Origin of the sequence: Synechocystis sp. FACHB-908 (assembly GCF_014698595.1) — a bacterium.
In the GTDB taxonomy this organism is placed as follows: Bacteria; Cyanobacteriota; Cyanobacteriia; order Cyanobacteriales; family Microcystaceae; genus Synechocystis.
In genome coordinates, this window is record NZ_JACJTH010000011.1 from 117662 (window position 1) to 140812 (window position 23151).

The window sequence follows — 23151 nt, forward strand, 5'->3', positions numbered from 1 at the left end:
TTGGGCACCCATCCTATGAATTTACTCAGCCAGTTATTTGCGCCCCCTTCCCCCGTACCCTCCCCGACACCAAAGGCAAAAAAACGTTCCCGCCGGGGAGTACAGATTAAAACCCCCGCCGAAATTGCCATTATGCGCCAAGCCGGGGCGATCGCCGCCCAGGTATTGAAGGAGATTGCCGCCACGGTGCAACCGGGCATGACCACCGGGGATTTAGACCAGTTAGCAGAGGAACGAATTCGCTCCCTGGGGGCCACTCCCAGTTTTAAGGGTTACCACGGCTTTCCCGCTTCCATTTGTGCTTGCGTGAATAATGAAGTGGTCCATGGCATTCCCCGTCGCCGTAAGAAAATTCGTTCCGGCGATTTGCTCAAAGTAGATACCGGAGCCTATTTCCAGGGCTACCACGGGGATTCCTGCATCACCATTGCGGTGGGTAAGGTTTCCCCCCAAGCCCAGCGGTTGATGGAAGTAGCGGAAGGGGCCTTGTATGCGGGGATTGAACAGGTGAAGCCTGGTAATTACCTGATGGACATTGCCGGGGCAATCGAGGATTACGTTAAGCCCACCGGTTACACCATTGTGGAAGAGTTCACCGGCCATGGGGTGGGCCAGGCCCTCCACGAAGACCCCCATGTGTTTAACGTCCGCTGCCGGGATTTGCCCAACGTTAAACTTAAACCGGGCATGACCTTGGCGATCGAGCCAATTGTCAATGCTGGTTCCCGTTTCACCCGTACCCTTGGCGATCGATGGACGGTGGTGACGGTGGACAATGCCCTTTCGGCCCAGTTTGAGCATACGGTGTTGGTAACGGCCACGGGCTATGAGTTGCTGACCGATCGCCGTTTGGTCTAGATTGCCAACTCTGTTATAATAATTGGCCGGACATGGCGGCATAGCCAAGTGGTAAGGCAGAGGTCTGCAAAATCTTTACCCCCAGTTCGAATCTGGGTGCCGCCTTTAATTTTTTAATTGTTTAACCGACAAATTGTGTAAAGTCCAAAGACTTGAGTGAATTGGCGATAAATTTTAGGTTGGTAAACAGTTCTCCCGGAGCAAGCTCCCCAGTTGGTGGCAGACTACCTTACTTTGGAGGGGAGTTATTTGGCCTTTTAACTTAAAGGGCCACAACCCTGGCAATGATTTACCGTTAACCCACAGGCAGAACCAATTCCTTTGAGCCTTATGGAAGGATCATTTTCCCTTACCCTCCAGATTATCCTCACTGTCCTGTTTGGCATTGGGGCCCAAGTATTGGCGGGATTTCTCAAACTACCAAGCATTGTCTTTTTGCTTATTTTTGGTGTCATCCTCGGCAACAGCGGCTTGCATTGGATTCAACCCGCCAATTTTGGGGATGGTTTGGAAGTAATTGTTTCCCTTTCCGTGGCGATTATTTTGTTTGAGGGGGGCTTAAATTTAGGCCTGCGGGAATTGGGCCAGGTTTCCGGTAGTCTGCGTAATTTGGTCACCATCGGCACCCTAATTACCCTAGTGGGAGGGGGATTAGCGGCCCATTGGTTGGCGGAGTTCCCATGGTATTTAGCTTTTTTATACGGCTCCTTGGTGGTGGTAACCGGGCCAACGGTGGTGGGCCCCCTAATTAAACAGGTCCAGGTGCAGAAGTCTGTGGCTACCCTACTGGAGGGGGAAGGGGTACTGATCGATCCGGTGGGAGCAATCCTGGCAGTGGTGGTATTGGAAACCATTTTTAATACCAATGTCAGCGTTGAAACCGACATTATCGAAATTGCCATGGGCCTAATATTGCGCCTTGGGGTTGGCCTGGCGATCGGGGTGGGGGGCGGTTGGCTATTGAGTAATTTCCTCAAACGGGCCAGCTTTCTCTCGGAAGATGTCAGTAATCTGGTGGTGCTAGCGGGGGTGTGGGGAGTATTTGGTGCGGCCCAAGCATCCCTGAGTGAATCGGGCTTAATGGCCACCGTAGCCATGGGCATTTACCTCAACTCCTCTGCCCTGCCTGATAACCGACTTTTGCGACGATTCAAAGGTAAATTAACCCTGCTTTGTGTCTCGGTGCTATTTATTCTGCTGGCGGCGGAATTATCCCTGAGTAGCTTTGGGGCTTTGGGCTGGGGCAGTGTGCTCACTGTGGCGGTGTTAATGCTAGTCATTCGTCCCATTAGTATCGCTATTTGTACTTGGACTAGCGCTTTTAACTGGCGACAGAAACTTTTTGTGGCTTGGATTGCCCCTCGGGGTATTGTTTCTGCATCCGTTGCCTCCCTATTTTCCCTACTGTTGACTGAACGGGGCATTAACGGTGGCGATGCGATCAAATCGATTGTGTTTCTCACCATTATGATGACGGTGTTCATTCAGGGCTTAACGGCGAAGCCCTTGGCTAAACTGCTACGTATCACCGACACCCACACCACCGGCGCAGTAATTATCGGTTGTACTCCCCTGGGACGACTGGTGGCCCGTTTATTTACAGCCCAAGGGGAATCGGTGGTATTGATTGACAGTGACCCGGAAGCCTGTGCGACGGCGATCGCCGAAGGATTAACGGCCATTCAAACCAGTGCGTTGGATTCCCATGCGTTGGAAAAGGCCGGCATTGAAGAGATGGGGGCATTTATGGCCCTGACCAATAACGGGGAAGTAAATTTGGTGCTGGCTCAAAATACCATCAATGAATTTAACCCCCCCCGGGTGTGTGTGATTGCTCCGGATAACTTACCGGAAGATAATCCCTTGCTGAAAAATAAAGGGGTAAGAATTTTTATGGAGCAAAAAACTTTCAAAACCTGGAATCAGTACCTTAAGGATGGGCAAATTAAACTGGGCAAAACCCTGTTTAAGGAAACTGGCTTAGCCCTACAGCAAGCCCACACCCAAGCCCTAATTCGCTCTGGGGAATTACTGCCCTTAATGCTGAAACGGCAGGGCAGTTTGCAACTAGCTAAGACCACTGAAAATGCCCAAATTGGGGACGAAGTTTTTTACCTGCTCCACGACCCACGCCCCCAATTGTTAAAACAACTTTCCGGCAGCCGATCGCCGGATGTATTGATCCCAGAACCCCTGGCGGAAGTGGAAGAAGTCCCCATCTACTAGGGGAAAGATCGAAGTTGAAAAACGCCAAACCGCTCTAAAAGAAAAGCCCCCTGGAGCAACCGATGGGGGCCATTAATGGTTAATTAAAACTGATCAAATTGGTCAAGACAATTTACGGAGAAGTACTAGGAACCGGAACCGGGGGTAACTTTATCGATTACCTCTAGGGTGCCATCCCCTTTCACCGTCCAGACATCGTAAGTACCTACCACATCACCATTTTCGTCGATGTCCACATTGCCGCTGGCTCCTTGGTAATTAATGTCCTTGCCTTCCCGCACCATGGCGATCGCCTCACAGGCATCGGTCACTTCTTCCCCTGGACCATTGGAGACATCCCGGATTTTGCTCTGGATCCCCGCTCCTGTATTAGATTTTGCAGCTTCTGCCGCCAACATCATCAAAACAGTGGCATCGTAGGTGTGGGGCACAAACGCAGTTACGTCCTTACCGCCAGTGGCATCTTTCCATTGGGCAGTGAAGGCTTCCAGGGATTTGCCATCGGCACCGGGTACCGTACCCAGGGCCCCAGATAAAAGGGAAACTCCATTGGCATCTTTGCCTACTTTTTCAACGAAATCGGGGGAATAAACGCCATCCGTTAATAGTAGGGTGACTCCATCCATTAAGCCCTGGCGGTAGGCCGATTGCACCAACACACTCCCCGTATCAGCATAAAGAATAGCCGCCACAGCGTCAGGACTATTGGCAAAGCCCTGGGCCGCTTCCGTATCCAACGTTGCCGCCTTGGGATCGTAGCGCACCGGGTTATCTTTATTGGTCACATTACCGCCATCGGCGGTGAAGGATTCCACAAATACTTTTTCAAACCCCACACCATAGTCATTGTTGATAACCACGGTGGCGGCGTCGGTAAAACCTTGTTTCTTGGCCAAGGCAGCTAGGGCCTGGGCTTGGTACGTATCGGGAGGAGCGGTACGGGCCCAAAAGCCTTTAAATTCGCCCTTCTTGGCCTGGTCAGTAAACACAGGACTAGTGCTGCCCGGGGAAATCATCATAATGTTGTTTCTCACTGCGATGGGCACCGCCGCACTGGAAACGCTGCTGGCAAAGGAACCTACCACGCCAGCTACCTGATCCGCTTCTGCCAATTTGGTCATGGCGGAAACCCCTGCGGTGGGATCGGTTTGATCATCTTCAATCACCACCGTTACGTCTTGGCCATTGACGCCGCCACAGGCATTGATGGTATCCACCGCCAATTGCACCGCTAAAGGCATATTTTGCCCGATGGAAGATAGATCCCCCGTAGCCGGCAGCAGGGCCCCTAGTTTTAGCGCTCCTCCTTCTCCCCCGGTGCTGGGTTGACTAGCTCCGTCCCCAGGGGTAGGTTCTGGTTCAGCACAGGCAAACATTAGTCCGGCGGTGGTGCCAGCAAGGGCTAGATTCAAGGCGATCGCCGTCAACCGACGACGGGACTGGGGCCAAAATAGACGCATCCTGAAAAAATCTCCCACAAGGTTATTCATGGGTTAAATATAGTTAGCCATGGTCCCTTCGGCAACCCAGTGTGGTGACTTCATCAATGCAGGGCCAGGGGGGGATAATCCATCAAAGTTATTTCCCATCCTTCCCCCCTGATTCGAGGTAAGTGGTAATTTATTTGCCCCCATTAAGCCCTTAGATTAGAGATAAACTCCAGGGATTACTTAGGTTGTTGGGCGGATAAAGAACGGATAAATTGAATGGCTTCCTGGGTAGGCACAATGCGGATTTGCTTGAGCATGGCATCGTCACTGGTTTGTAAGGTAGAAATAACATTCTCCATGGCAATCACGTCGATCACGATGCTGTCGGCCATGGCAGGTTGCTCTTGCTTAAACCGTTCCACCATTTGCTGAATTTGACTAGCCTCCAGGAAGAAAGGAATAATTTGCTCGTTTTCCTGTTGGATAGTAAGGTAACCTTGGTCTTCTCCCCCTCTGGCTACGAATAGGGGTACTCCCCCTTGGTATTCAGAATTGGGCATTTGCTGAGCTGCTTGCACCTGGGCCGGGATGGGCACATAGGCAAAACCCAGGGGGTCGGTCTGGTTCGCATTGGCCTGGGCAATTTTCACTACTTCCCCCAGGGAAACGGGTTGAACACTGACCTGGGAACCAACGTCGGGTTTTTGTTTTTTCAGTTCCTGTAAAAAGCCATTGGCTTCTTGTTGACTAATGAAAACACCGGTAACTTTTTCGTTGTCATTACCGACGGCCACTAAGGGGGCTCCCTGGGCATCCACAATGGTAAAAACCGGCACCCCTTGAAGAATTTTGACTACCTCTTCGGTGGGCAAGGCTAAGGCCTGGAGGGTGGTACCTAACCAGGTACCAATCGCGGTGGTACCAATCAGACCGAGGGTTGCGCCGATGCGGAGTAAGGATTTCATTGTTGCTGTCGCCTCAAAAAGTAATGACAATAAAAATATTGATTTAATCTTCACGAAAATCTTGTTTTTTAAATGTCTGCGGGCCAAGGAAAATGGCGATCGCCGAAAAGAAAAGGTTTGTAGCCAAGGCATGGTCAGCCCTCCCAAACCAGAGGCTATGACAGTCTGGCCATGGGGAAGTTCCCCTCGACCTTACGGTAGCATATCGATTTTTTGAGGCGCCCAGGGAGGGAACAGTGCTGTTTTTTGACTGTCCCCAGGGAAACAATTTCTCCGCCACAGCCAGTGGATATCGGAATATGAAAATATTTTTTCTTCCTCACCCCGGGGGGATTTAGTTACTGCCGCTGAACACCACTTCGGGGAATTTACCCTGGGCCTCGGCCATGGAGATTTGTTTATTTTGATTTTTCAAGTCCTGCCAGAAGTTGATCACCTCGGTGGCCTGATTGAGGACGTTAATGCGGTCCGCTTCGGCGATCCAATGTTTGGCTTCGAGTTCGTCTTTCAGTTGTTGCCAAGCATCGGCCCGGGGCCAGAAGAAGTAGGAAGTGAGGGGACTAGTGCCTTTGCCCACAATTTGATCCACGGCGATCGCCACGTTTTGATCGAGCCAGAGGACTTTAAGAATGAAACTGGTGTGTACGGTAGATGCTGCTTCGGCTGTAGTCACAAGCGAAATTCCCAAGAAATGTAATAATTTGCCGACTTCCCATCATACCCCATTAATCCCATTACCTAAGGGCAGACGTCACGATTATTAAATAAACTCATGGTTTTGGCAATGCCATGGTGCAGACTATGGGCGATCGCCTCCGTGGCCAGGTCTAAGCTTTTCTCGACGATGGGTAATTCCGACGGGCTAAATTTGCCTAGCACATGGGCGATGGTGTCTTTACTGCCGTCACTTTTGCCAATGCCTAACCGGAGGCGGGGAAAATCCTGGGTGCCCAAATGACTAATCAGGGATTTCATCCCGTTATGGCCCCCGGCGGAACCCGTTTGTCTCAGGCGTAATCGGCCCAGGGGTAAATCCATATCGTCATAGACCACCAGCACCGACTGGGGGTCGAGTTTGTACCAGTCCACCACCGCCCGCACAGCTTGGCCAGAGCGATTCATATAGGTACGGGGTTTGAGCAAACAGGTTTTTTGTCCGGCCATTAGCCCTTCGCCAAACCAGCCCTGGAAGCGCTTATGGTCATACCAAGAACACTGCCAGGTGATCGCCAACGCATCCACCACCGCAAAACCAATGTTGTGGCGAGTTTGATCATATTTCGGCTCAGGGTTACCCAAACCCACAATTAACTTGGGAATCATTCGGCAGTTTGCAATAAAGTTTCCAGATAGACCCGGGCACAGGCTTTGTAACTGGTGGACATGGGTTTGGTGCCGTAGCCTCCCTCATTTTGCAGCAGGAACAGGGACAGGGCAGCGGAAAACACCCGGTCTAGGTCCCAATGGGGATGTTTATCCAGATAGGTGGTCAAGGACTGGTGCAGGTCTTCGGGAATTTCAGCAAAAACACTAACGGAGGTATCCATGGTTCTTCTCTCTGTCAAAGGGCGGAGCTGCTTTGGGGAATAACTTGGCCGGCTGAAGATTACGGCCCCACACCCAAAGTTTTTCTGCTGTGTGCCCAATAGTTTTATCGAGGAATTCCCCTGGCTGTCAATGGCGGAAAATTTTGCCCCGGTGGGCATTTCTCATTTTTGCTAACGAAACTATAGGAATTTGAGCTATTTTTACTTAACTCAACTTAACAATAAAAGGGCTTTAACCAACTCTCTCTAATTTTTTCTGGGATTCCCCAGGCGGCGATCGCCAGAAAAATATTCCTACTATCCCTAGCGTCAAAACCCTAAAAAATTCCCCCACCCCTAGGGTGCCCACGGCCCAGTCAGGGTTAAGAAATAGCCTAAAAACCTTAACCTCCTGGGGATAAAATCCGCTAACTGGGGGAATCACTGGGGAAAGTCTGGGGAATGGCCTGGGGAGAAACTAGCCAAAAATAAGAATTACAAAATTTTGGGGTTATGTAACAATTTAGAGTTAATTTCCCAGTCTCCCAACGAGGGCAAAACCATGGCCGCTAAAATGAAAAAGGGCAGTTTAGTGCGGGTTATCCGCGCACAATTGGAAAACAGCCTTGAAGCCCAAGCCAGCGATCGCCGTTTACCCGACTACCTTTTCCATAGCAAAGGAGAAGTGTTGGATTTAAACGAAGAATATGCCCTAGTGCGATTTTATGTCCCTACCCCCAACGTCTGGCTGCGCTTAGACCAAATCGAAGCCCTGGCTTAGGTTGCTTTTCTCCACCATCAACACCCCGGAGGGTGCCATGAATATTTTGGAGTATGCTCCGATCGCCTGTCAGTCCTGGCAGGTTACCGTGGTCGGCGCTGGCAATGTGGGGCGGACCCTTGCCCAGAGGTTAGTGCAGCAAAATGTCGCCAACGTAGTTTTGTTGGACATTGTGCCAGGCTTACCCCAGGGCATTGCCTTGGATTTGATGGCCGCCCAGAGCGTGGAGGAATACGACAGCAAAATCATTGGCACCAATGAATACGAGGCCACCGCCGGCTCCGATGTGGTGGTAATTACCGCTGGTCTACCCCGCAGGCCCGGCATGAGTCGGGATGATTTGTTGGGCAAAAACGCCAACATTGTGGCCCAGGGGGCCCGGGAAGCATTGCGTTATTCCCCCAACGCCATTTTGATTGTGGTCACCAATCCCCTGGATGTAATGACCTATTTGGCCTGGAAAGTAACTGGTTTACCTTCCCAACGGGTTATGGGCATGGCGGGGGTGTTGGACTCGGCTCGGCTCAAGGCCTTCATTGCGATGAAATTAGGGGCCTGTCCTTCTGATATCAACACCTTAGTGCTGGGCGGGCACGGAGATTTGATGCTGCCCTTGCCACGATACTGCACCGTCAGCGGGGTTCCCATTACCGAATTAATACCCCCCCAAACCATTGAAGAGTTGGTGGAGCGTACCCGTAACGGTGGGGCTGAAATTGCCGCCTTACTACAAACGGGCACAGCCTATTATGCGCCGGCCTCTTCCGCTGCGGTGATGGTGGAGTCCATTTTACGCAATCAGTCTAGAATTCTCCCCGCCGCCACCTACCTTGATGGTGCCTATGGATTGAAGGACATTTTCCTTGGAGTGCCCTGCCGTTTGGGGTGTCGAGGAGTGGAAGATATTCTCGAAGTGCAATTAACCCCTGAAGAAAAAGCTGCCCTCCATCTTTCTGCAGAAGCAGTTCGCCTTAATATTGATGTGGCGTTGGCCATGGTTAGCGACGGTTAACACGATAACGGACAGTGCCAATACCGTTTTTTCACCGAGGTTAGGGCTTAATGGGGAGCATTCGTTTGATGCACGCAAAATTACATCGGGTCTGTGTGACGGAGGCCAATGTTAATTATGTGGGCAGTATCACCATTGACCCAGTAATGTTGGAGCGGGTGGGATTGTTGCCCCTAGAGGAGGTGGATATTATCAATCTCAGCAACGGTAATCGCTTTTCCACCTATGTCCTGCCCGGTCAAGCCCATTCCAAGGAAATTTGCCCCAACGGTGGAGCCGCCTTGCTTTGTCAACCAGGCGATCGCCTGATTATTTTTGCCTACGAACTGTGCGATCGCCGTGAGGTATTACAAAAGGGGCACCAAGCTAAGGTGCTAGTGACCAACGAAAGTAATGAAACGGTGGATTTTTATTTACAAGAACTGATACCCAAGGAAGATGGGGTGAAATTCATCAACAATATTTGTTCGGAAGCCATCCCCCATTGAATTTGTTAGATTTGCACTATTGGTCTAGAAGGAGCCAAGGAACTAATGCTTTGCCCGTTAGTCCCCCAAATAATTCCGGTGGGGATCGGGGCGTTGACGATAATAGCGGTAGCGGCGATAATCCCGCAAAATTTGTCCATGATCAAAGCAAACTGGGTCGGGAAATTCCCACAAATCAAAAAAGCCAACGGTTTTAGCATCGTCCGCCGCTTGGGGTTTGCCGGTGGCCGCCGCCAGGAATACCACACTGAGGGTGTGTTGCCGGGGATCCCGGCGGGGATCTGAGTAGGCATAAAACATTTCGATAAGCTGGACGTCCAGGGAAATTTCTTCCTTGGCTTCCCGCAGGGCTGCCGCTTCTAGGGTTTCGCCGTAGTCCACAAAGCCTCCGGGCAGGGCCCAGCCGTGGGGCGGATTTTGCCGCTCAATTAATAAAATAGGTCGGCGGGGTTGATCAATCATTTCGATGATCAAATCCACCGTGGGAACTGGGTTACGAAAATTCACGACTATGCCTGTATTCTTTTCAATGGCCTTCAATTATTGTCGCAAAAACCTAGGGCTTACCCTCAACACCACTGGTAACCGGCAATGCACAACCATCGGTGGCACACATTCCCTTTTCCCGCTGGGCAAGGATTTCCGCTAGGCTTGACCGCCCAGTCCAGCTCAAACGGAGATCGGCCCAAAAGTCGTAAATTCTATCCACCAAGGGTCCGATAATGGGCCAACGGGTGGGAGCATATAGCCAGCCGATACCGAGAATTTCGTAAACTTCTCGGAAAACGGCCACATTTTTTACCACACTGCCGTCAGCCTTCACCCCATGGATACGGGCCATGGCATCCTCAAAACTGACACCGCCATGGTCTAGGGGATTGTAGTCCGGCTGAGCAATGTCCACAAAGTTAACTAAGCCCCGGCCCTGGTCTTTACTACGGAGAAAATTAACTTCCCTCAGACAAAGGGGACATTCACCGTCGTATAAAAGTTCGATTTGCCAACTTTTCACCGTATTTACTCCCCTAGGGTCAAAATTTCCACTCCATCTTCAGTGACGGCAATGGTGTGCTCAAACTGGGCGGAGAGCTTACCGTCCTTGGTGATGGCAGTCCAACCATCATCTAGTAATACCGCTTCCCAGGTGCCTTCATTGATCATGGGCTCAATGGTAAACACCATCCCTGGGCGTAATCTTTTGCCTTTGCCTGCTTTGCCATAATGGGGAATTTGGGGAGCGGTATGGAAAATTTTGCTAATGCCGTGGCCAACAAAATCACGAACAACGGAAAATCCCTGGGCTTCAGCGTGGCTTTGAATGGCGGCCCCAATATCACCAATTTTACCGCCGGGTTTAACTGCTTCAATGCCTAGGCGTAGACATTCTTCGGTGACTTTGACCAGTTTTTCTGCCACTGGGCTGGGAGTACCGACAAAAAAGGTGCGGGAACAGTCGCCATGGTAGCCGTCCACAATGGGGGTAACGTCAACGTTGATGATGTCTCCTGCCTGCAATACCCGTTTGCGGTGGGGAATGCCATGGCAGATAACTTCATTGATGCTGGTGCAAATAGACTTGGGGAAACCGTTATAACCAAGGGGGGCGCTGATGGCTCCGTGGGCTTTCGTCCATTTTTCCGCTTCGTCATTCAGCTCTAGGGTAGTTATGCCCGGTTGCACCATTGGCGCTAGGTGATCAAGTAGGGCCGCCGCTAGTTGGCCCGCCTGCCGCATTTTTTCTATTTCTCGGCGGGAAAGGAGGGTAATAGTGTCGCCCATTGATAATGCTTACTCTTACTGTGAAAAATCAAAAGATATGGCTGGTTTCACTTTCAGTTTAACCAAAACCTCTACTGAGTTCACTGTCCCATGGCGGGGATGTGATGTTCAAGGGGTAAGTAGGGAGACTGACAACTATGCACCGTCAAAGGCAACTCTAATTGGGGTAATAGTGGTCCAGTACTTCTAATAGTTGGTCAATGTGCCCTGGGGAGTGGGTGGCCATGACCGAAAAACGTATTCGACTGTGGGGAACCGTGGGGGGACGAATGGCCGGGGCAAAAATGCCCTGTTCTCGTAAATGCTTGGCCATTTCCAGAGCCATGGCTGGATTGGCGGCCCCTACCCAGAGGATGGGGGAATTAATTGGCGATCGCCGAAAGTTTAATTTTGTCAGACTTTCCAACCCTGTGGCTAGGTAATCAACGTTGAGCTGGAGTTGGACAATGCGTTCTGGTTCCCGTTGGATCAGTTGGATGGCCGCCAGGGCAGCGGCGGTGTCAGCCGGTGAAAGGCCGGTGGTATAAATCCAAGTGGCAGCTCGATTGCGCAGAAAATCTATCAAAGATGCACTACCAGCCACATAACCCCCCAGGCTCCCCAGAGCTTTACTGAGGGTTCCCACCTGAATCCAATCTCCCACCGGTAACTGAAAGTGTTCTCGACAGCCCGTGCCCATTTTTCCCATAGTGCCAGTGCCATGGGCATCGTCCACTAGCAACATGCTTTGAAATTCTTCGGCGATCGCCACTAACTGGGGCAAGGGACATAAATCGCCATCCATACTGAACACCCCATCACTGAGAATCAAACAACGACGGTGATTGTCTCGATGTTTCATTAATAGATCGGTCAAAACCTCTGGGCACCCATGGTCATAGTTAATTACCTTGGCTCCACTCAACTGGGCTCCACGCTTCAGACTGGAATGGTTATATTCGTCCGCTAAAATCAAATCCCGTTTACCCACCAACGCCGTGATGGTGCCCAAATTAGCCAAATAGCCAGAACTGAACACCAAAGCGGCTTCCGTCCCCTTCCAGCGGGCAATGGCCTGTTCCAAGTCTTGATGGAGCTGACGGTGGCCACTCAGCAACCGGGAACCTGTACTGCCGGTTCCCCATTCGGCGATCGCCTTAATGGCCGCTGTTTTTAGGTGGGGATGGCTAGCTAAGCCAAGATAATCATTGCTAGCAAAATTAACTAGCCGTTGCCCCTCCAACTTAATTTCTGGCCCTGGCCCTTGGGTAATTATCTGGGGATGGCGATGCCAATGGGCCCGCTGAATAGTTTCTAGAGCATCGTCTAGCCAAGTGTAGGCAGTGGAACCAGTAGCCATAAACTTTAGATTGAATAAAACAAACCCCCCAACCATTATCCGGCGGGGGGAATTTTTTTCTTTTTTTTTAATGGCGGGAGGCGGATTTGAACCACCGACCTTCGGGTTATGCTTACCAACTACAGTTTTCACTGCCTGACTCTGTCAGTTTGTGGTCTGGACTTTCTCTTCACCCTCAGCTTTTCTGTTAGGGTGTCTCCCATTAAGTCTCTACACCTTCCCAGAAACACCAAGCATTCCTAGGTTTGGCTCGGGATTACCATTTGAAAGGCTTCCCCGAATTTGAGAGATAATCACGCAGAAGTTTCCTTTTGCGCAGCCCCTTTTTGCAAGATGAGATGCCAAGCCTCTCGGTAACCGAATGACCTTGGTTTTCTCTGACGCTTATCAGTTTCGACCAGGTGAATTTCACTGCCGTAACTGATAAAGACATCAACCGGGAAGACGTAAAACAGCTCAAGTTCTTCGACGTAGGCAACAGCAAAATCAAAGTCATTCCCACGATAAGGAGATCTAACAATGTTTCTTCTGTTTGTCCTTGTTCTGCGATTGTCAACAACATAGTTGCCAGTCTTTTCGCTGAACCAGGAGCTTTTAACCTGCACCTTCAGAAGGATCCCTTCGACATCAAAGACCAAATCGTAAGAAAGACGGTCTCCCAATGGCTTCAGAACCCCCCAACCAAGCTTCAATGCACGAAGAATGGCGGCTTGCTCTGCAATGTCACCCTTAAGCTTAGTGCTCATGGTTTACATCTTGCGACCTGAGCCCGACGAGCTACCAGACTGCTCTATCCCGCGTCGCTTCGAATATCATAACTGATCGGGGGAATTTTTGCCAAACTTTATTTTTAGGGCAGATTCATCCCATAGTCTATGCACTGAAGAGTAAGAATTTTAGGGATTTTCGAAGTATACGGGCGGTACTTTACTGCAATGGTCACAACTAGATGACATGACGCGATCAAATACGGGGAGAGTCGCAAAATTCGGCGGCAAAGTGGATTGTGGTTTTGGCTTAAGAGCAATTTTTTGTCCCGAGCTGGTCTTGATATAGTCTTTACGGACTAATTTTCTGTTTTCCTGCACTAGCAAAATTAGAATGTGTTTGAAAAGTTTTGCTCAATCCCTTGCTGAGCAAACATTTGAGTATGTTTTGATAATAAACGCTGAAAACCCTATTTAGTAGGGCTTAGAGCCTAATTTTCAAACAAGCTGTCACTCAACTACCCCTCTTTCCTGAATCTCGGAAAGAATATTTTTCAGTACTACACAAAAAGTCTTACTGTGGAGGCATTTCAAGATTTTCAAGACTCGATAACCATGGGCGCTAGTATTTTATGAAGTACACAATCTAAATACATTGTTGTTAATGGGCTTTGAGGGTTTGCAAAAAATCAACTTGCCCAGTCTGACAAAAGAGAAGTAAAAAAAATAAGAAACTTTTTATGCATTGCTAGATTGAAAAACGCTACAAACGTAGAAAGATGTTTCTTTATTCGCTTAATCCTCTTTATTCTATTTTTTTGTTACTTTAACCGCCTCCAGCAAACCTGCTAACAAGCTAATGTCAATTACTCTTGAGGCTGAAAATAAATACGTGGAACAGAACCGCAATAATCACAATCTGGTGGTGGCATCAAATGTTCAAAAATAACAGTGGTGGGTAAATCTAGAGTTGGTTGATCGTTTGTCTTAGGCTTTAGATAAATTATTTCTCCAGCCGTGGTCTGGAACTTCTCTTTCCTGACTAATTGCCCTTGCTCTTCCACTAGTAAAACAACATCTTGGGGTTCAACTATTCTTTCTGGTTCCCAGGGGAAGTAAAAAAATAAGCCGTCATTTTTACCGGATAAAACAAACTTCCGATTGCTAATTACTTTATCCTTCCACTGTTCAGGCTCAACTACATCTGAATTAAGACGGTAAGTCCTTGGAGAAAATTGCCAATCATCGGGAAAGTCATATATTGATTCCAACACAACTGGTAAGCTCCAGTCAAAGGGATTAATTTGCTTACCCCAGACCAGACTGGGTGCTTGCACAAGGATTATTGTTCCCTCCTTGATGTCAGGAACTAAGGTAAAAACATCATGCCAAAAAGCCTGTTGATATTGCCAACTCATTTTATAATATTGCTGAACGCTGATCGAGAAGGTTAACAAAAAACTGAGGTAGACAGACAATAATAAAATTAATAATGTATGCCAAAATTTATGCACGCGGGTAATATAAAAAGCAATACCCCAAATACAAGCAAGAATCAAAGTAATGCCCAAAGCTGCAGAAAAATGAACTCGGGAAGCCCGACCATTGATATCGTGAACAGATAAAAGTAATGCAGATGAATAACCTAGAATAGTCATCAGTAATCCTGTCCCTGACAACTTCCAAAATTCTTGAAATGTATTTAAATCTGCTGGGATATCATTTTGTAAAAACTGTTTATTGAATAAATACCTTAGAACGATAAAAAATAATATTAATCCAATACAAAAAATAATAATATTCTCTACCCTTGGGGATGAAATTACTTCGATGGGACGTTTGAAAAACGAATAAAAAGCTATTAAGGGACCCCAGAAAACTTGATATACAACTTTTTGGATAAGCTGAAGTCCCGTTATCCCACTTATCCTAGATTCCCCAGCTAATTTTCTGAGAAATAAATAGATGGCAAGAATTATTGTTAAGGTTAGAAAATGATAGAGTTTTTCCTTTTTTGTACTTTTGGGGTGATTAAGCAGGGGGGCAGTCAAAAAAATCAAGAATAAGCTTTCGTAATCTAGCAGAGATAGAGTTGCAAAAACATAGCTGATTGGCTTCCTAAAATAGTTTAATTTATGTTTTTCAGAAGAAGAAACGTAAACGTGAAAGGCAATGAGAAGAAACAACAGAGCGGTTTGGATACCGATTAAATGTTGTAAAAGACCAAATGTTGTATCGGCAGGATATAGGACAAAAAGTAAACTAGCAATGATTGCCACATTTTTATTTTTTGTAATTTTTTTTAATAAAGAATACCAAAGACAAGCATTTAAACTTAAAATCGTAAATCCAATTAAATATAGGGCCCTAATTCCTCCGAGTTTTGCCCCGATAAAGGGGATAAAGGTAAGAAAAGTCATATGGAGTGGACGACCCTGCCAAAAACTACCAAAGGAAGCCCTAAGCCTAATCCAGTTTTGAGCTAAATTATTTGAGATAGCTGTACCACTAAATGCCCAATCATCTTCGTAAAGTCCAAAATCATTAATGAAAAGAAAACGAGAAAAAAATACAAGGGAAATAATAAAAAGATAAGGAAAAATAAACTGAATATTGAAGTGCTTGAAATAATTGGTAGTCCTGTTTTCGGAAAAGTTAATCATACAAATTGATCGTAATATATATAATTGTTAATTTATTTTTTGCAGTAAAGAGTACTGGGGGCAAGACTAATATCAAACCGTTTCATTTGATATTCTTTTGGAGAAAACCAATCTATATTACTTTTGGCAAAATCATCATCTAAGCCATCAAATATCACTATTGTCTTAATATCACCTTTATCATGAATATCCAATAATGTTCCGTTATAGCTAGGCAAGATTGCCTTGGGGTCTAAAAAGTTCCACACAGCTTCAGTATCAGCCAATTTATCAGAGTAAAATAAACTTCCTTCTAATCCATAAGTAACAATAAACAATTGTTCTCGATGCTTTACACTTCGTAGAACTTTTTGTAGAGCGTCTGATACTTCATAACGAACTTTAGGATTAAGAACCACTAAAATTGGATCTGGTTTCTCTGAGCATATTTCAATTTGGTCTATCAGCTCATTCATATATTGTTTTTCTTGAGATTGTTGGGAATAAATATCCCAAGCTAATGGTGATTGATTAAAGACAAGTGTAAATAATAAACAAGAGACTAGCAAAACACCAAGCCACCTACAACTATCACCAATGAGCGACAAAATCTTAGACAATAAAAGGGTGGAAACAAGAATAAAAGGAAATAGATAAAAAGCAGCTATGATCCCTGATTTTGTATAAATTAAAGTTTGGGGAATTAGAGAAATGAAGAGCAGAATAATAAAAGGAATTATTTTTTTTAATGTAACTAATAATGAATGATGAGTTAGGCGAGTTGTAACAAAAAGAATTACAATGCTTATTATGATAGGCAGAAAATAGCTTTGTAGTAATAGATCTTTTGATGTTCTAAGAATAGCAAATAAATCTAATGTTTCATTATCAACGCCAGCGTACCCCATACCGCTAGTTCCCAAGAAAAAAACTATATAGGTAAGCTCTAAAAACATTACTGCTAATAACACTCCTACAAAAATCCTATTGGTATCAATTGATTTCCACAGGGAAGTTTTTTGAAAATCGCTATAAAGCCAAACCTTAAGAGAAATTAAAGTCGGTATAAAGATAATGTAAGACTCTTTACACAAGGACATTATTATAATTAAAATAATAGCAATTACGGAGTTGATTTTTGAATATTTACTATGATTACAGCTTAAACCAATAAATAATAAGGCGGCCGACAAAAAAAACATACCTTGAGCATCGGGTATCATTGGCCTAACCCAAATTTCTGATTGCTTTCCTAGCAAGGTAGATATCGGAAAAAATAAAGAAACCGGGATTGAAAAAAATAAGATTCGTCCAAAAGCAAACAGAAAAAAAGATGTAAAAGCTCCCAGCAAAGTAATATATGAAAACCACAAAAATGAGTTAACTCCCAGGAGTTGGGTGATGGTCACCACTTGCAGCTGAAAATAAGGACGAAATCGCTGGATACTTCTGTCATGATTAATCCATATTTTTGCTGTTTCCCAAAAGCCGTGATTATCGAGATCTTGTTTCATCACAGGAATCTGATGATCGTCAATGAAATAACGAAAGCCAGAGTTCAATAAATCACTATAGGATGCAGTTATAAAAAATATGCCAATAAATAATAATAGGGCTAAGATACTGACAAAAAACTCATTGTTTGTATTGGTGATTTTTGGCAACTTATTCATGAGTTAAAATATATTAAACTCTTGATTCGATAGCAATTTTTTCGAAAAATAAAAACCCAACTAATTACGCTAGCTTGACTTTAAGGTAAAAAATCAGGATCGGAATCTAAACCATAGTAGTCTCTATCTGTAAAACGATGAACTATGCCAAAGGAAGTCGATTCATCCAGTGTGGTGGTTTTGGTCAGTATAAAATCGTCAATTTCCCTTTGATGAAGCTCCGCGGCTAAAGCCTGTCGAATAAAATTTCTGTAGTTAAAGGCAAATAGTGGTCGGGCTAAATAAGCTTTGTTCCAACCACATAAAAACATGGATAACTTATGTTTATTAGCCGACAAAAAAGAAAAGGCCGCCTCCGTTAATTGAGGATACATAGGATTAAAAAAATCATCTAAAACTATGATGCCGTCATCTGACAATAGTTGTTCGCACAATTCAAGATCATTAATCACAGCCCTGCCCGTATGTTCACCATCAATATGAAGCCAACGGCAACTAGAACGCAAATCACCAAGGGAGTGGAGTGTTACTTGATAAGACGGTTGCTGAATATAATTCCCTCTGGTGCCCAAAATGGGAGCAAGGTTGGCTTCTGCGTCCTCAATATAGCGCGTGCAATCGATTAGAACAAATTTTTCTGTTTCTTTAAGGTGAAGGGAGGACATCAAAGCTGACAGACCTTTGTAAACTCCAATTTCCAGCATATTGCCATGGATACCATGGGTATTTTGAAAACTTAGCAAAGCATCCCAGAGAGCCGCACTTTGTTCCAAGAAAAAACCGGCAATTCCCCCCTGCAATTGCTTAAATTCACCTAGCTTAGAGAGATACAAGTAGTTGTCTTGAAGTGATAGCATGGGGGATGATGTGGAACTCCAGGTGAACTTTGTTGATTATGACTACTGACGAATTTTTTTGCTCCATTTAGTATTTAGGGACAAGCTACGCCGCAAAATAGGTGGCGGGCATAACTGAATTGCACCATTTTAAAGCCTGGCTAAAGATTTCGTAATCCTGAAAGAAGAAAACATTGCCCCAAGAATTTTCTAAGGAATAGTCCGAGTTGCAGTAATAACTGACCTCGTGCTGCCCCCAGATGCGATAGATGATTATATGCCAGCGGTAATCCCTTTGTCGCATAGCTGGCACCATATCCACTAGATGGTTCATGGCCCCGGTTTGCCCAAAGGGGAAAGTGGGATCCCAAAATTCGGCCAATACCACTGGGTAACGAAAATTTCCCATGCCCTTAATAACTTCTAGGTCAAATCCTTCTGTATCAATTTTGACTAAGCCAATATCATCAGGCAGAGTTCCCGCTTCATGCAAACTAGCGATGGTTTTGACTTCCACTGTAATACTGTCATGGAAGACTAAGCCTTCAGTGAGGGAATGGCGAGTCAAACTGCTATAAAAAGTGGCATCATCAAAGATTTTGTCTTCCGTTTGATCCACCACTAGGTGTAAATTCCTAGTCTCATTGGCGGATCCTAGGGCGTAGCCAAGAGCATGGAAATTGCTATTTTGTCCCAATCTTTCCTGCAATTTGGCTAATACTGGCGGGAAAGGTTCAAAGGCATAAACTTCGTAGCCAGTCTGTAACAATCTGGCGGAGACATCGCCCCGGTTGGCGCCCACATCGATCGTCCGTCGGTGGGGAAGATAAGAGTAGAGATAAACCATCAACTCAATGTCGATCGCCTGGAAATAGCTGGGATCGGTGACTACTTTGAATTTTTGATCATGGACATCAGCGGCAATCTGAGCTAGGGTTTCTCGTAAGAAAACGTCTTGCTGTTGGCTGTTTTCCTGTAAATCCAAGAACTTATCAATTAAAATTTCTTGGTAGTGCTGCAGATTACCCAAAACAGCCTGGAACTCTTGGTGGAGCAGTTGATACCTTTGCTGGGATTCGCTCCTGATATTTTGAAACTCTTGATGAATATAACCGTTACTCCTCTCTGATTCTTCCCTAATTCTTTGAAATTCTTGATGGATAGCATTAATCATCTGTTCGACAATAATTTGTCTTTGCTGTCCACTTTCAACTAAATATTTAATGGTTCTAGCTGTATCGAGGGCAGACTTAATTAGAAATATTTGATTTTCCAAAATCTGATTAATATTTCTATTTTTTTGCTCTAATTCTAATCTAATTTCTTCCAGGTTTTGATCGGTGGTTATTTTAATTTGGTCAACACTTGCCTGGAGGTCATCTAATTTCTGTAGAAAAAGATCTTTCAATACCTTGATTCTCTGAACGATACGATTATTTTTTAATAATTGTTTAATCATTATGATTAGGCTTGGAATAGAAAGGAATTAGATTGAAGAGCTAGAAAAAATAAAGCTAAATTTTACGACTGGTTTCAGGTATTAACAAATCCTGACGGATGAATACGACTTCTTTTTGCAATAGGGTACCATCAATGGGCGATCGCCATTCGCCGGTTTCGTCGTAATAACGGAAACCCAATTGATCCAAGAGATTAAGCATCTCTAAAAAGACCAGGGCATTTTCGTCATAGCGGACATAGGAAAGTTCTGCCATCACTAGATCCACCTGCTCGAGGAAAGTATTTGCCCCCGCCAAGACAAGATGTTCGGCGCACTGCACATCCAGTTTAAGAATACCCCGCCCTTGGAGATTTTCTTCCTCAGCCACTTGGTCAAGGGTTTTAACCGCCACTGTCACTGTTTCATAATCCCGAAAGTCCGCTGGGGTGAGCAGGGAACTACCGTAAAGATCAGGGGAAACCTGAAAACTGAGCTGCCCCGATTCGTTTGAAACGGCAATTTCTAAAAACTTAGCTTTGGGGATATTTTTAAGATAGTAATTACGGGCAGCCTGTTCATAACGATTAATCAGAGGATCAATTAAAATGAAGCGGGCTTCGGGAAACAGTTGACTAGCGGTGTGGGACCAAATACCGTGGGAAGCCCCCACGTCCATGACAAAATCAGGGCGGTAATGGTTAACTCTCAATCGCCGCATCACTTGGTACACTTGGGTGTAATCCTTGTAGATCAGGCTGGGCACTGGAGGCTCGATAAAATGTACTAAGTCAATGGGCGATCGCCGGAAGAGGGATTCAAAGCGGTCATCGGCGGCTTGTCCTTCGGCAAGGGAACTCCAAATCCAACTGTCAATATTGTGATCACTAAATTTTTCCGCTGCTGCCACGGCATTTTCCCTAAGAACCCTTTGACGTTGGGGGTCTAAAACTTCGGCCACCGCAGCCCCAAAACTTTCTGGGGTATAGTCACAAACCACGCCAATCTGAAAACGATTAATAAAACTAGCGGCGGAGGTTTTTTTGCTCCCCATCAAAATTACTGGCGTGTTAGATGTGGCCAGGGCAAACAAGATCCGTCCAGGTAAACTCAGTTGAGAAAGCTGGGGCTGGTCATCCCGCTCATCCATGGTGCCGGTGGGAACCACCACAAAAGGATATTCCTTCAGTTTTTCCACCAACTTATCTTCGGGAAAAAGTCCTTGAGGATAAATACCTTTGGCTTGTAAGTCCTGTTCGGATTCCGTTAGCCAATAATATTTGGAGTTGCCGTACCAATCTAATTGCATACCAGCTTCCTTCACACTGTGACAGAGGTCGGCAAACCACCGTTGACTCCAGATACTGCCCAGGAGGGCGCCCCGCTTTTGTTGACAGTTTTCCTGTCGGGGCTCAAACACTGTCGTTTTAATTAAATTGTGGGGAACCACTGCTGGCAAAATCCAAAACTTCAAACCAAATTTATTTTCGTAGGCATCCCGCAGTTCTGGGTGAGTGGCAAAGCGCACATCTGCCTTTTGCAAAAATTCCTCCATCAGAGCATCGGGAATATTGTTGACTCGAATATTTTGGTCGTCCATAATCCAAATTCCCAGGGGGACCCCAAATAATTCCTTAATGGCGATCGCCGTCAGCACATCTTCGGTGTAATAGGGCACACAAAAGATCCGACTAACTTCATGGTCAGCGAAAATCTGGGTGATATTGGTGAAAACCTGCTTGCGGCTCCAGCCCCGCTGGGGAAGATAGTAAGACTCGAGACCAAAGTTATGTTCACCGCCGTAATGATTGTCGGAGCGCACAGAAATAATTTGCCCATCGTTGGGGAACACCCGCCGCACCAAAGCCCCTGTACCGTGGCGATGGGTGACTTCATTGGCGGTGACAACCACACTGGCATCAATGATCTTGGCCGACTGAGCTTCAAAACGGGCATCCATAGCTTGACCTTGGGCGAGGGAATCCCAAATCCATTGGGCAATGCCGTCTGCACTGAGGTTTTGCCCCAGCTTAAAAGCTTGTTTACGCATGGGCCCTTGGTTTTCTAATAAGTAATCAATTTTGGCGGAAAAGTCCTCTGGTTGGTAAGCACAGACAGTACCGATGCCCTGGCTCTGGACAAATTGGGCCACCGCACTTTCGGGGGAGCCCACAACGAGAATTGGCAGATTGGCAGTGGCAGTGATAAAGCAACTACGGGAAGGTAGGCTTAATTTTGTTAATTCTGGGCGATCGCCGCTCTGGTCAGAAATGCCTGTGGGAATAACGGCAAAATCAGCGGTTCGAAGAATATCAATTAACTCATCTTCTGGCACAAAGCCCTTAAAGTTAATGCCGTCTTCTCCCAACTCCGCTTCGTTAAAATTCAGCCAATCCCGGTTGGGGTTACCATACCAATCAATTTTTACCCCCGTGGCTCGACACAAAGAACGCAGTTGATCTAACCATTGTTGACTCCAGACATTGCCAATCATCACGCCCTGCCGCTTACTCGGCGATCGGTCCCAGCTCTGGGGCGGTTCAGTTTTAATTAAATGTCCCTGCACCACCGGAGGCACAAACCAAAACTTACGCTTGAATTTAGCTTCATAGGCATCACAGAGGGGACGGGAAATGCCCAAGCAAATATCAGCCCGGTACAATAATTCATCTACCAAACTATCGGGTACCTGGGGAGAGTAGATATTTTGATCGTCCATAATGAAAACACACAATGGACAGTTATACAGTCGCTTTAGGGCAATGGAAATTTGGTAATCCTCTGGGAAATAAGGTACCGATAAAAATCTTCGGGGAGCATAATAGTGCAACAGCCACTGCACCTGTTGGGCAATGGTGACAAAACTTCCTCCCTGCACTAAAAAATGGCGATCGCCAAACTCCTGTTGCCCGCCGTAAAGATCATGGGAGCGAATTGTCAATAGCTCATCTGAGTTGGGAAAAAGCCTTTGCAGTAAAACCCCCACCCCATGGTCGGCATTAATTTCACAATGGCTAATAACTATGTCCCTTTCCAAAGAATGAATACTACGGCCCAGGGATTGGAGGGCATCGGCCAGTTCCTGTTGTAGGTTGTAGTGATTTTCAGTTAATTCGACCATGGTGATAATCAAGGGATGTTAAAAATTAGTAAAAGCAACTAATTTCAATTGCTTACCAGGGGCTTTGACCCTGGCATCATAGCACACTGGTAAGGTTATTAATAACTCCAAAAAAGCAACAAAAAGCGACTTCCCCTGTAGAAGAAATCGCTTTAAAAATAGTTTCTGTAAACTTTAAGTTTTGATTGAGTTAGCTCGAATTATGAGGGATAACTCCCAAGACTTAGAACCTGTTTGTAAAGTCTGACTCTGCTCCCTAAATCTCCCGATGCTGGGGGACTTTGACTTAGTTTCCCCCCAAACTTGGGTGACCAGGGAGGCTTTTCAAAC

20 protein-coding genes and 1 tRNA gene are annotated in these 23151 nt (G+C 46.2%); 6 read left to right on the top strand and 15 right to left on the bottom strand.

What is annotated here, in order from left to right:
* Window positions 1-15: 15 nt before the first annotated feature.
* From map (H6G46_RS03640) to H6G46_RS03650, 3 genes are all read left to right on the top strand, one after another.
* On the top strand, window positions 16-858 hold the full coding sequence (map, locus tag H6G46_RS03640) for a type I methionyl aminopeptidase (protein ID WP_010873705.1): 843 nt from the start codon (window positions 16-18) through the stop codon (window positions 856-858).
* 34 nt (window positions 859-892) lie between these two features.
* Window positions 893-963: transfer RNA gene (locus H6G46_RS03645), tRNA-Cys, on the top strand.
* Window positions 964-1188: 225 nt separating this feature from the next.
* The gene (locus H6G46_RS03650; RefSeq protein ID WP_010873704.1) at window positions 1189-3084 is read left to right on the top strand and encodes a cation:proton antiporter; all 1896 of its coding nucleotides are present in this window, start codon (window positions 1189-1191) and stop codon (window positions 3082-3084) included.
* Between the two features lie 125 nt (window positions 3085-3209).
* On the opposite strand, the gene H6G46_RS03655 is transcribed toward H6G46_RS03650, so the two are convergent.
* The 5 genes from H6G46_RS03655 to H6G46_RS03675 all read right to left on the bottom strand — a co-directional run bounded on the left by H6G46_RS03655 (window position 3210) and on the right by H6G46_RS03675 (window position 7026).
* Entirely contained in the window at window positions 3210-4574 is a 1365-nt protein-coding gene (locus tag H6G46_RS03655; RefSeq protein WP_010873703.1) for an ABC transporter substrate-binding protein, read from the bottom strand.
* 176 nt (window positions 4575-4750) lie between these two features.
* Window positions 4751-5611 (bottom strand): Tic22 family chloroplast protein importer, encoded by an 861-nt coding sequence (locus H6G46_RS03660; protein WP_010873702.1) that lies wholly within the window; start codon window positions 5609-5611, stop codon window positions 4751-4753.
* A gap of 202 nt (window positions 5612-5813) precedes the next feature.
* The gene (locus tag H6G46_RS03665) at window positions 5814-6152 is read right to left on the bottom strand and encodes a 30S ribosomal protein PSRP-3 (protein ID WP_010873701.1); all 339 of its coding nucleotides are present in this window, start codon (window positions 6150-6152) and stop codon (window positions 5814-5816) included.
* 65 nt (window positions 6153-6217) lie between these two features.
* A complete protein-coding gene (pth, locus tag H6G46_RS03670) occupies window positions 6218-6802 on the bottom strand; it encodes an aminoacyl-tRNA hydrolase (protein WP_010873700.1) in 585 nt (194 codons plus the stop codon).
* Window positions 6799-7026 (bottom strand): DUF2811 domain-containing protein, encoded by a 228-nt coding sequence (locus H6G46_RS03675; protein WP_020862075.1) that lies wholly within the window; start codon window positions 7024-7026, stop codon window positions 6799-6801. The genes pth and H6G46_RS03675 overlap by 4 nt, the downstream gene beginning before the upstream one ends.
* A 541-nt stretch (window positions 7027-7567) precedes the next feature.
* Here H6G46_RS03675 and H6G46_RS03680 point away from each other — a divergent pair.
* The 3 genes from H6G46_RS03680 to panD are packed head-to-tail and all read left to right on the top strand — an operon-like array spanning window position 7568 to window position 9286.
* The gene (locus H6G46_RS03680; protein WP_010873698.1) at window positions 7568-7786 is read left to right on the top strand and encodes an NAD(P)H-quinone oxidoreductase subunit O; all 219 of its coding nucleotides are present in this window, start codon (window positions 7568-7570) and stop codon (window positions 7784-7786) included.
* 37 nt (window positions 7787-7823) lie between these two features.
* Window positions 7824-8798, top strand: a complete 975-nt coding sequence (mdh, locus tag H6G46_RS03685) for a malate dehydrogenase (RefSeq protein ID WP_010873697.1) — start codon at window positions 7824-7826, stop codon at window positions 8796-8798.
* A 50-nt stretch (window positions 8799-8848) separates the two neighbouring features.
* Window positions 8849-9286: an aspartate 1-decarboxylase gene (gene panD / locus H6G46_RS03690; RefSeq protein ID WP_010873696.1), complete on the top strand. Its 438-nt coding sequence runs from the start codon at window positions 8849-8851 to the stop codon at window positions 9284-9286.
* A gap of 57 nt (window positions 9287-9343) precedes the next feature.
* On the opposite strand, the gene H6G46_RS03695 is transcribed toward panD, so the two are convergent.
* The 10 genes from H6G46_RS03695 to H6G46_RS03740 form a co-directional block, all read right to left on the bottom strand.
* Window positions 9344-9793, bottom strand: a complete 450-nt coding sequence (locus H6G46_RS03695; RefSeq protein WP_010873695.1) for an NUDIX hydrolase — start codon at window positions 9791-9793, stop codon at window positions 9344-9346.
* A gap of 49 nt (window positions 9794-9842) precedes the next feature.
* The gene (locus H6G46_RS03700; protein ID WP_010873694.1) at window positions 9843-10298 is read right to left on the bottom strand and encodes a thiol-disulfide oxidoreductase DCC family protein; all 456 of its coding nucleotides are present in this window, start codon (window positions 10296-10298) and stop codon (window positions 9843-9845) included.
* Between the two features lie 5 nt (window positions 10299-10303).
* Entirely contained in the window at window positions 10304-11065 is a 762-nt protein-coding gene (gene map / locus H6G46_RS03705; RefSeq protein WP_010873693.1) for a type I methionyl aminopeptidase, read from the bottom strand.
* Between the two features lie 157 nt (window positions 11066-11222).
* The gene (gene bioF / locus H6G46_RS03710; protein WP_010873692.1) at window positions 11223-12404 is read right to left on the bottom strand and encodes an 8-amino-7-oxononanoate synthase; all 1182 of its coding nucleotides are present in this window, start codon (window positions 12402-12404) and stop codon (window positions 11223-11225) included.
* 293 nt (window positions 12405-12697) lie between these two features.
* Window positions 12698-13150 carry a group I intron-associated PD-(D/E)XK endonuclease gene (locus tag H6G46_RS03715; protein ID WP_010873691.1) on the bottom strand — a complete coding sequence of 151 codons (453 nt, stop codon included), beginning with the start codon at window positions 13148-13150 and terminating at the stop codon, window positions 12698-12700.
* A gap of 827 nt (window positions 13151-13977) precedes the next feature.
* The gene (locus tag H6G46_RS03720; RefSeq protein ID WP_010873690.1) at window positions 13978-15774 is read right to left on the bottom strand and encodes a hypothetical protein; all 1797 of its coding nucleotides are present in this window, start codon (window positions 15772-15774) and stop codon (window positions 13978-13980) included.
* Between the two features lie 32 nt (window positions 15775-15806).
* Entirely contained in the window at window positions 15807-17426 is a 1620-nt protein-coding gene (locus tag H6G46_RS03725; RefSeq protein ID WP_010873689.1) for a hypothetical protein, read from the bottom strand.
* Window positions 17427-17506: 80 nt separating this feature from the next.
* Window positions 17507-18283, bottom strand: a complete 777-nt coding sequence (locus H6G46_RS03730) for a class I SAM-dependent methyltransferase (RefSeq protein WP_010873688.1) — start codon at window positions 18281-18283, stop codon at window positions 17507-17509.
* A gap of 85 nt (window positions 18284-18368) precedes the next feature.
* Window positions 18369-19670 carry an FkbM family methyltransferase gene (locus H6G46_RS03735; protein WP_223211287.1) on the bottom strand — a complete coding sequence of 434 codons (1302 nt, stop codon included), beginning with the start codon at window positions 19668-19670 and terminating at the stop codon, window positions 18369-18371.
* A 106-nt stretch (window positions 19671-19776) separates the two neighbouring features.
* Window positions 19777-22821, bottom strand: a complete 3045-nt coding sequence (locus H6G46_RS03740) for an FkbM family methyltransferase (RefSeq protein WP_010873686.1) — start codon at window positions 22819-22821, stop codon at window positions 19777-19779.
* Window positions 22822-23151: the final 330 nt, after the last annotated feature.

Bases quoted from the DNA above. Each gene is read 5' to 3' on its own strand.
- map (WP_010873705.1), top strand. From the start codon at position 16: ATGAATTTACTCAGCCAGTTATTTGCGCCCCCTTCCCCCGTACCCTCC.
- H6G46_RS03650 (WP_010873704.1), top strand. From the start codon at position 1,189: ATGGAAGGATCATTTTCCCTTACCCTCCAGATTATCCTCACTGTCCTG.
- H6G46_RS03655 (WP_010873703.1), bottom strand. From the start codon at position 4,574: ATGAATAACCTTGTGGGAGATTTTTTCAGGATGCGTCTATTTTGGCCC.
- H6G46_RS03660 (WP_010873702.1), bottom strand. From the start codon at position 5,611: ATGCCTTGGCTACAAACCTTTTCTTTTCGGCGATCGCCATTTTCCTTG.
- pth (WP_010873700.1), bottom strand. From the start codon at position 6,802: ATGATTCCCAAGTTAATTGTGGGTTTGGGTAACCCTGAGCCGAAATAT.
- H6G46_RS03675 (WP_020862075.1), bottom strand. From the start codon at position 7,026: ATGGATACCTCCGTTAGTGTTTTTGCTGAAATTCCCGAAGACCTGCAC.
- H6G46_RS03680 (WP_010873698.1), top strand. From the start codon at position 7,568: ATGGCCGCTAAAATGAAAAAGGGCAGTTTAGTGCGGGTTATCCGCGCA.
- mdh (WP_010873697.1), top strand. From the start codon at position 7,824: ATGAATATTTTGGAGTATGCTCCGATCGCCTGTCAGTCCTGGCAGGTT.
- panD (WP_010873696.1), top strand. From the start codon at position 8,849: ATGGGGAGCATTCGTTTGATGCACGCAAAATTACATCGGGTCTGTGTG.
- map (WP_010873693.1), bottom strand. From the start codon at position 11,065: ATGGGCGACACTATTACCCTCCTTTCCCGCCGAGAAATAGAAAAAATG.
- bioF (WP_010873692.1), bottom strand. From the start codon at position 12,404: ATGGCTACTGGTTCCACTGCCTACACTTGGCTAGACGATGCTCTAGAA.
- H6G46_RS03715 (WP_010873691.1), bottom strand. From the start codon at position 13,150: ATGAGCACTAAGCTTAAGGGTGACATTGCAGAGCAAGCCGCCATTCTT.
- H6G46_RS03720 (WP_010873690.1), bottom strand. From the start codon at position 15,774: ATGATTAACTTTTCCGAAAACAGGACTACCAATTATTTCAAGCACTTC.
- H6G46_RS03725 (WP_010873689.1), bottom strand. From the start codon at position 17,426: ATGAATAAGTTGCCAAAAATCACCAATACAAACAATGAGTTTTTTGTC.
- H6G46_RS03730 (WP_010873688.1), bottom strand. From the start codon at position 18,283: ATGCTATCACTTCAAGACAACTACTTGTATCTCTCTAAGCTAGGTGAA.
- H6G46_RS03740 (WP_010873686.1), bottom strand. From the start codon at position 22,821: ATGGTCGAATTAACTGAAAATCACTACAACCTACAACAGGAACTGGCC.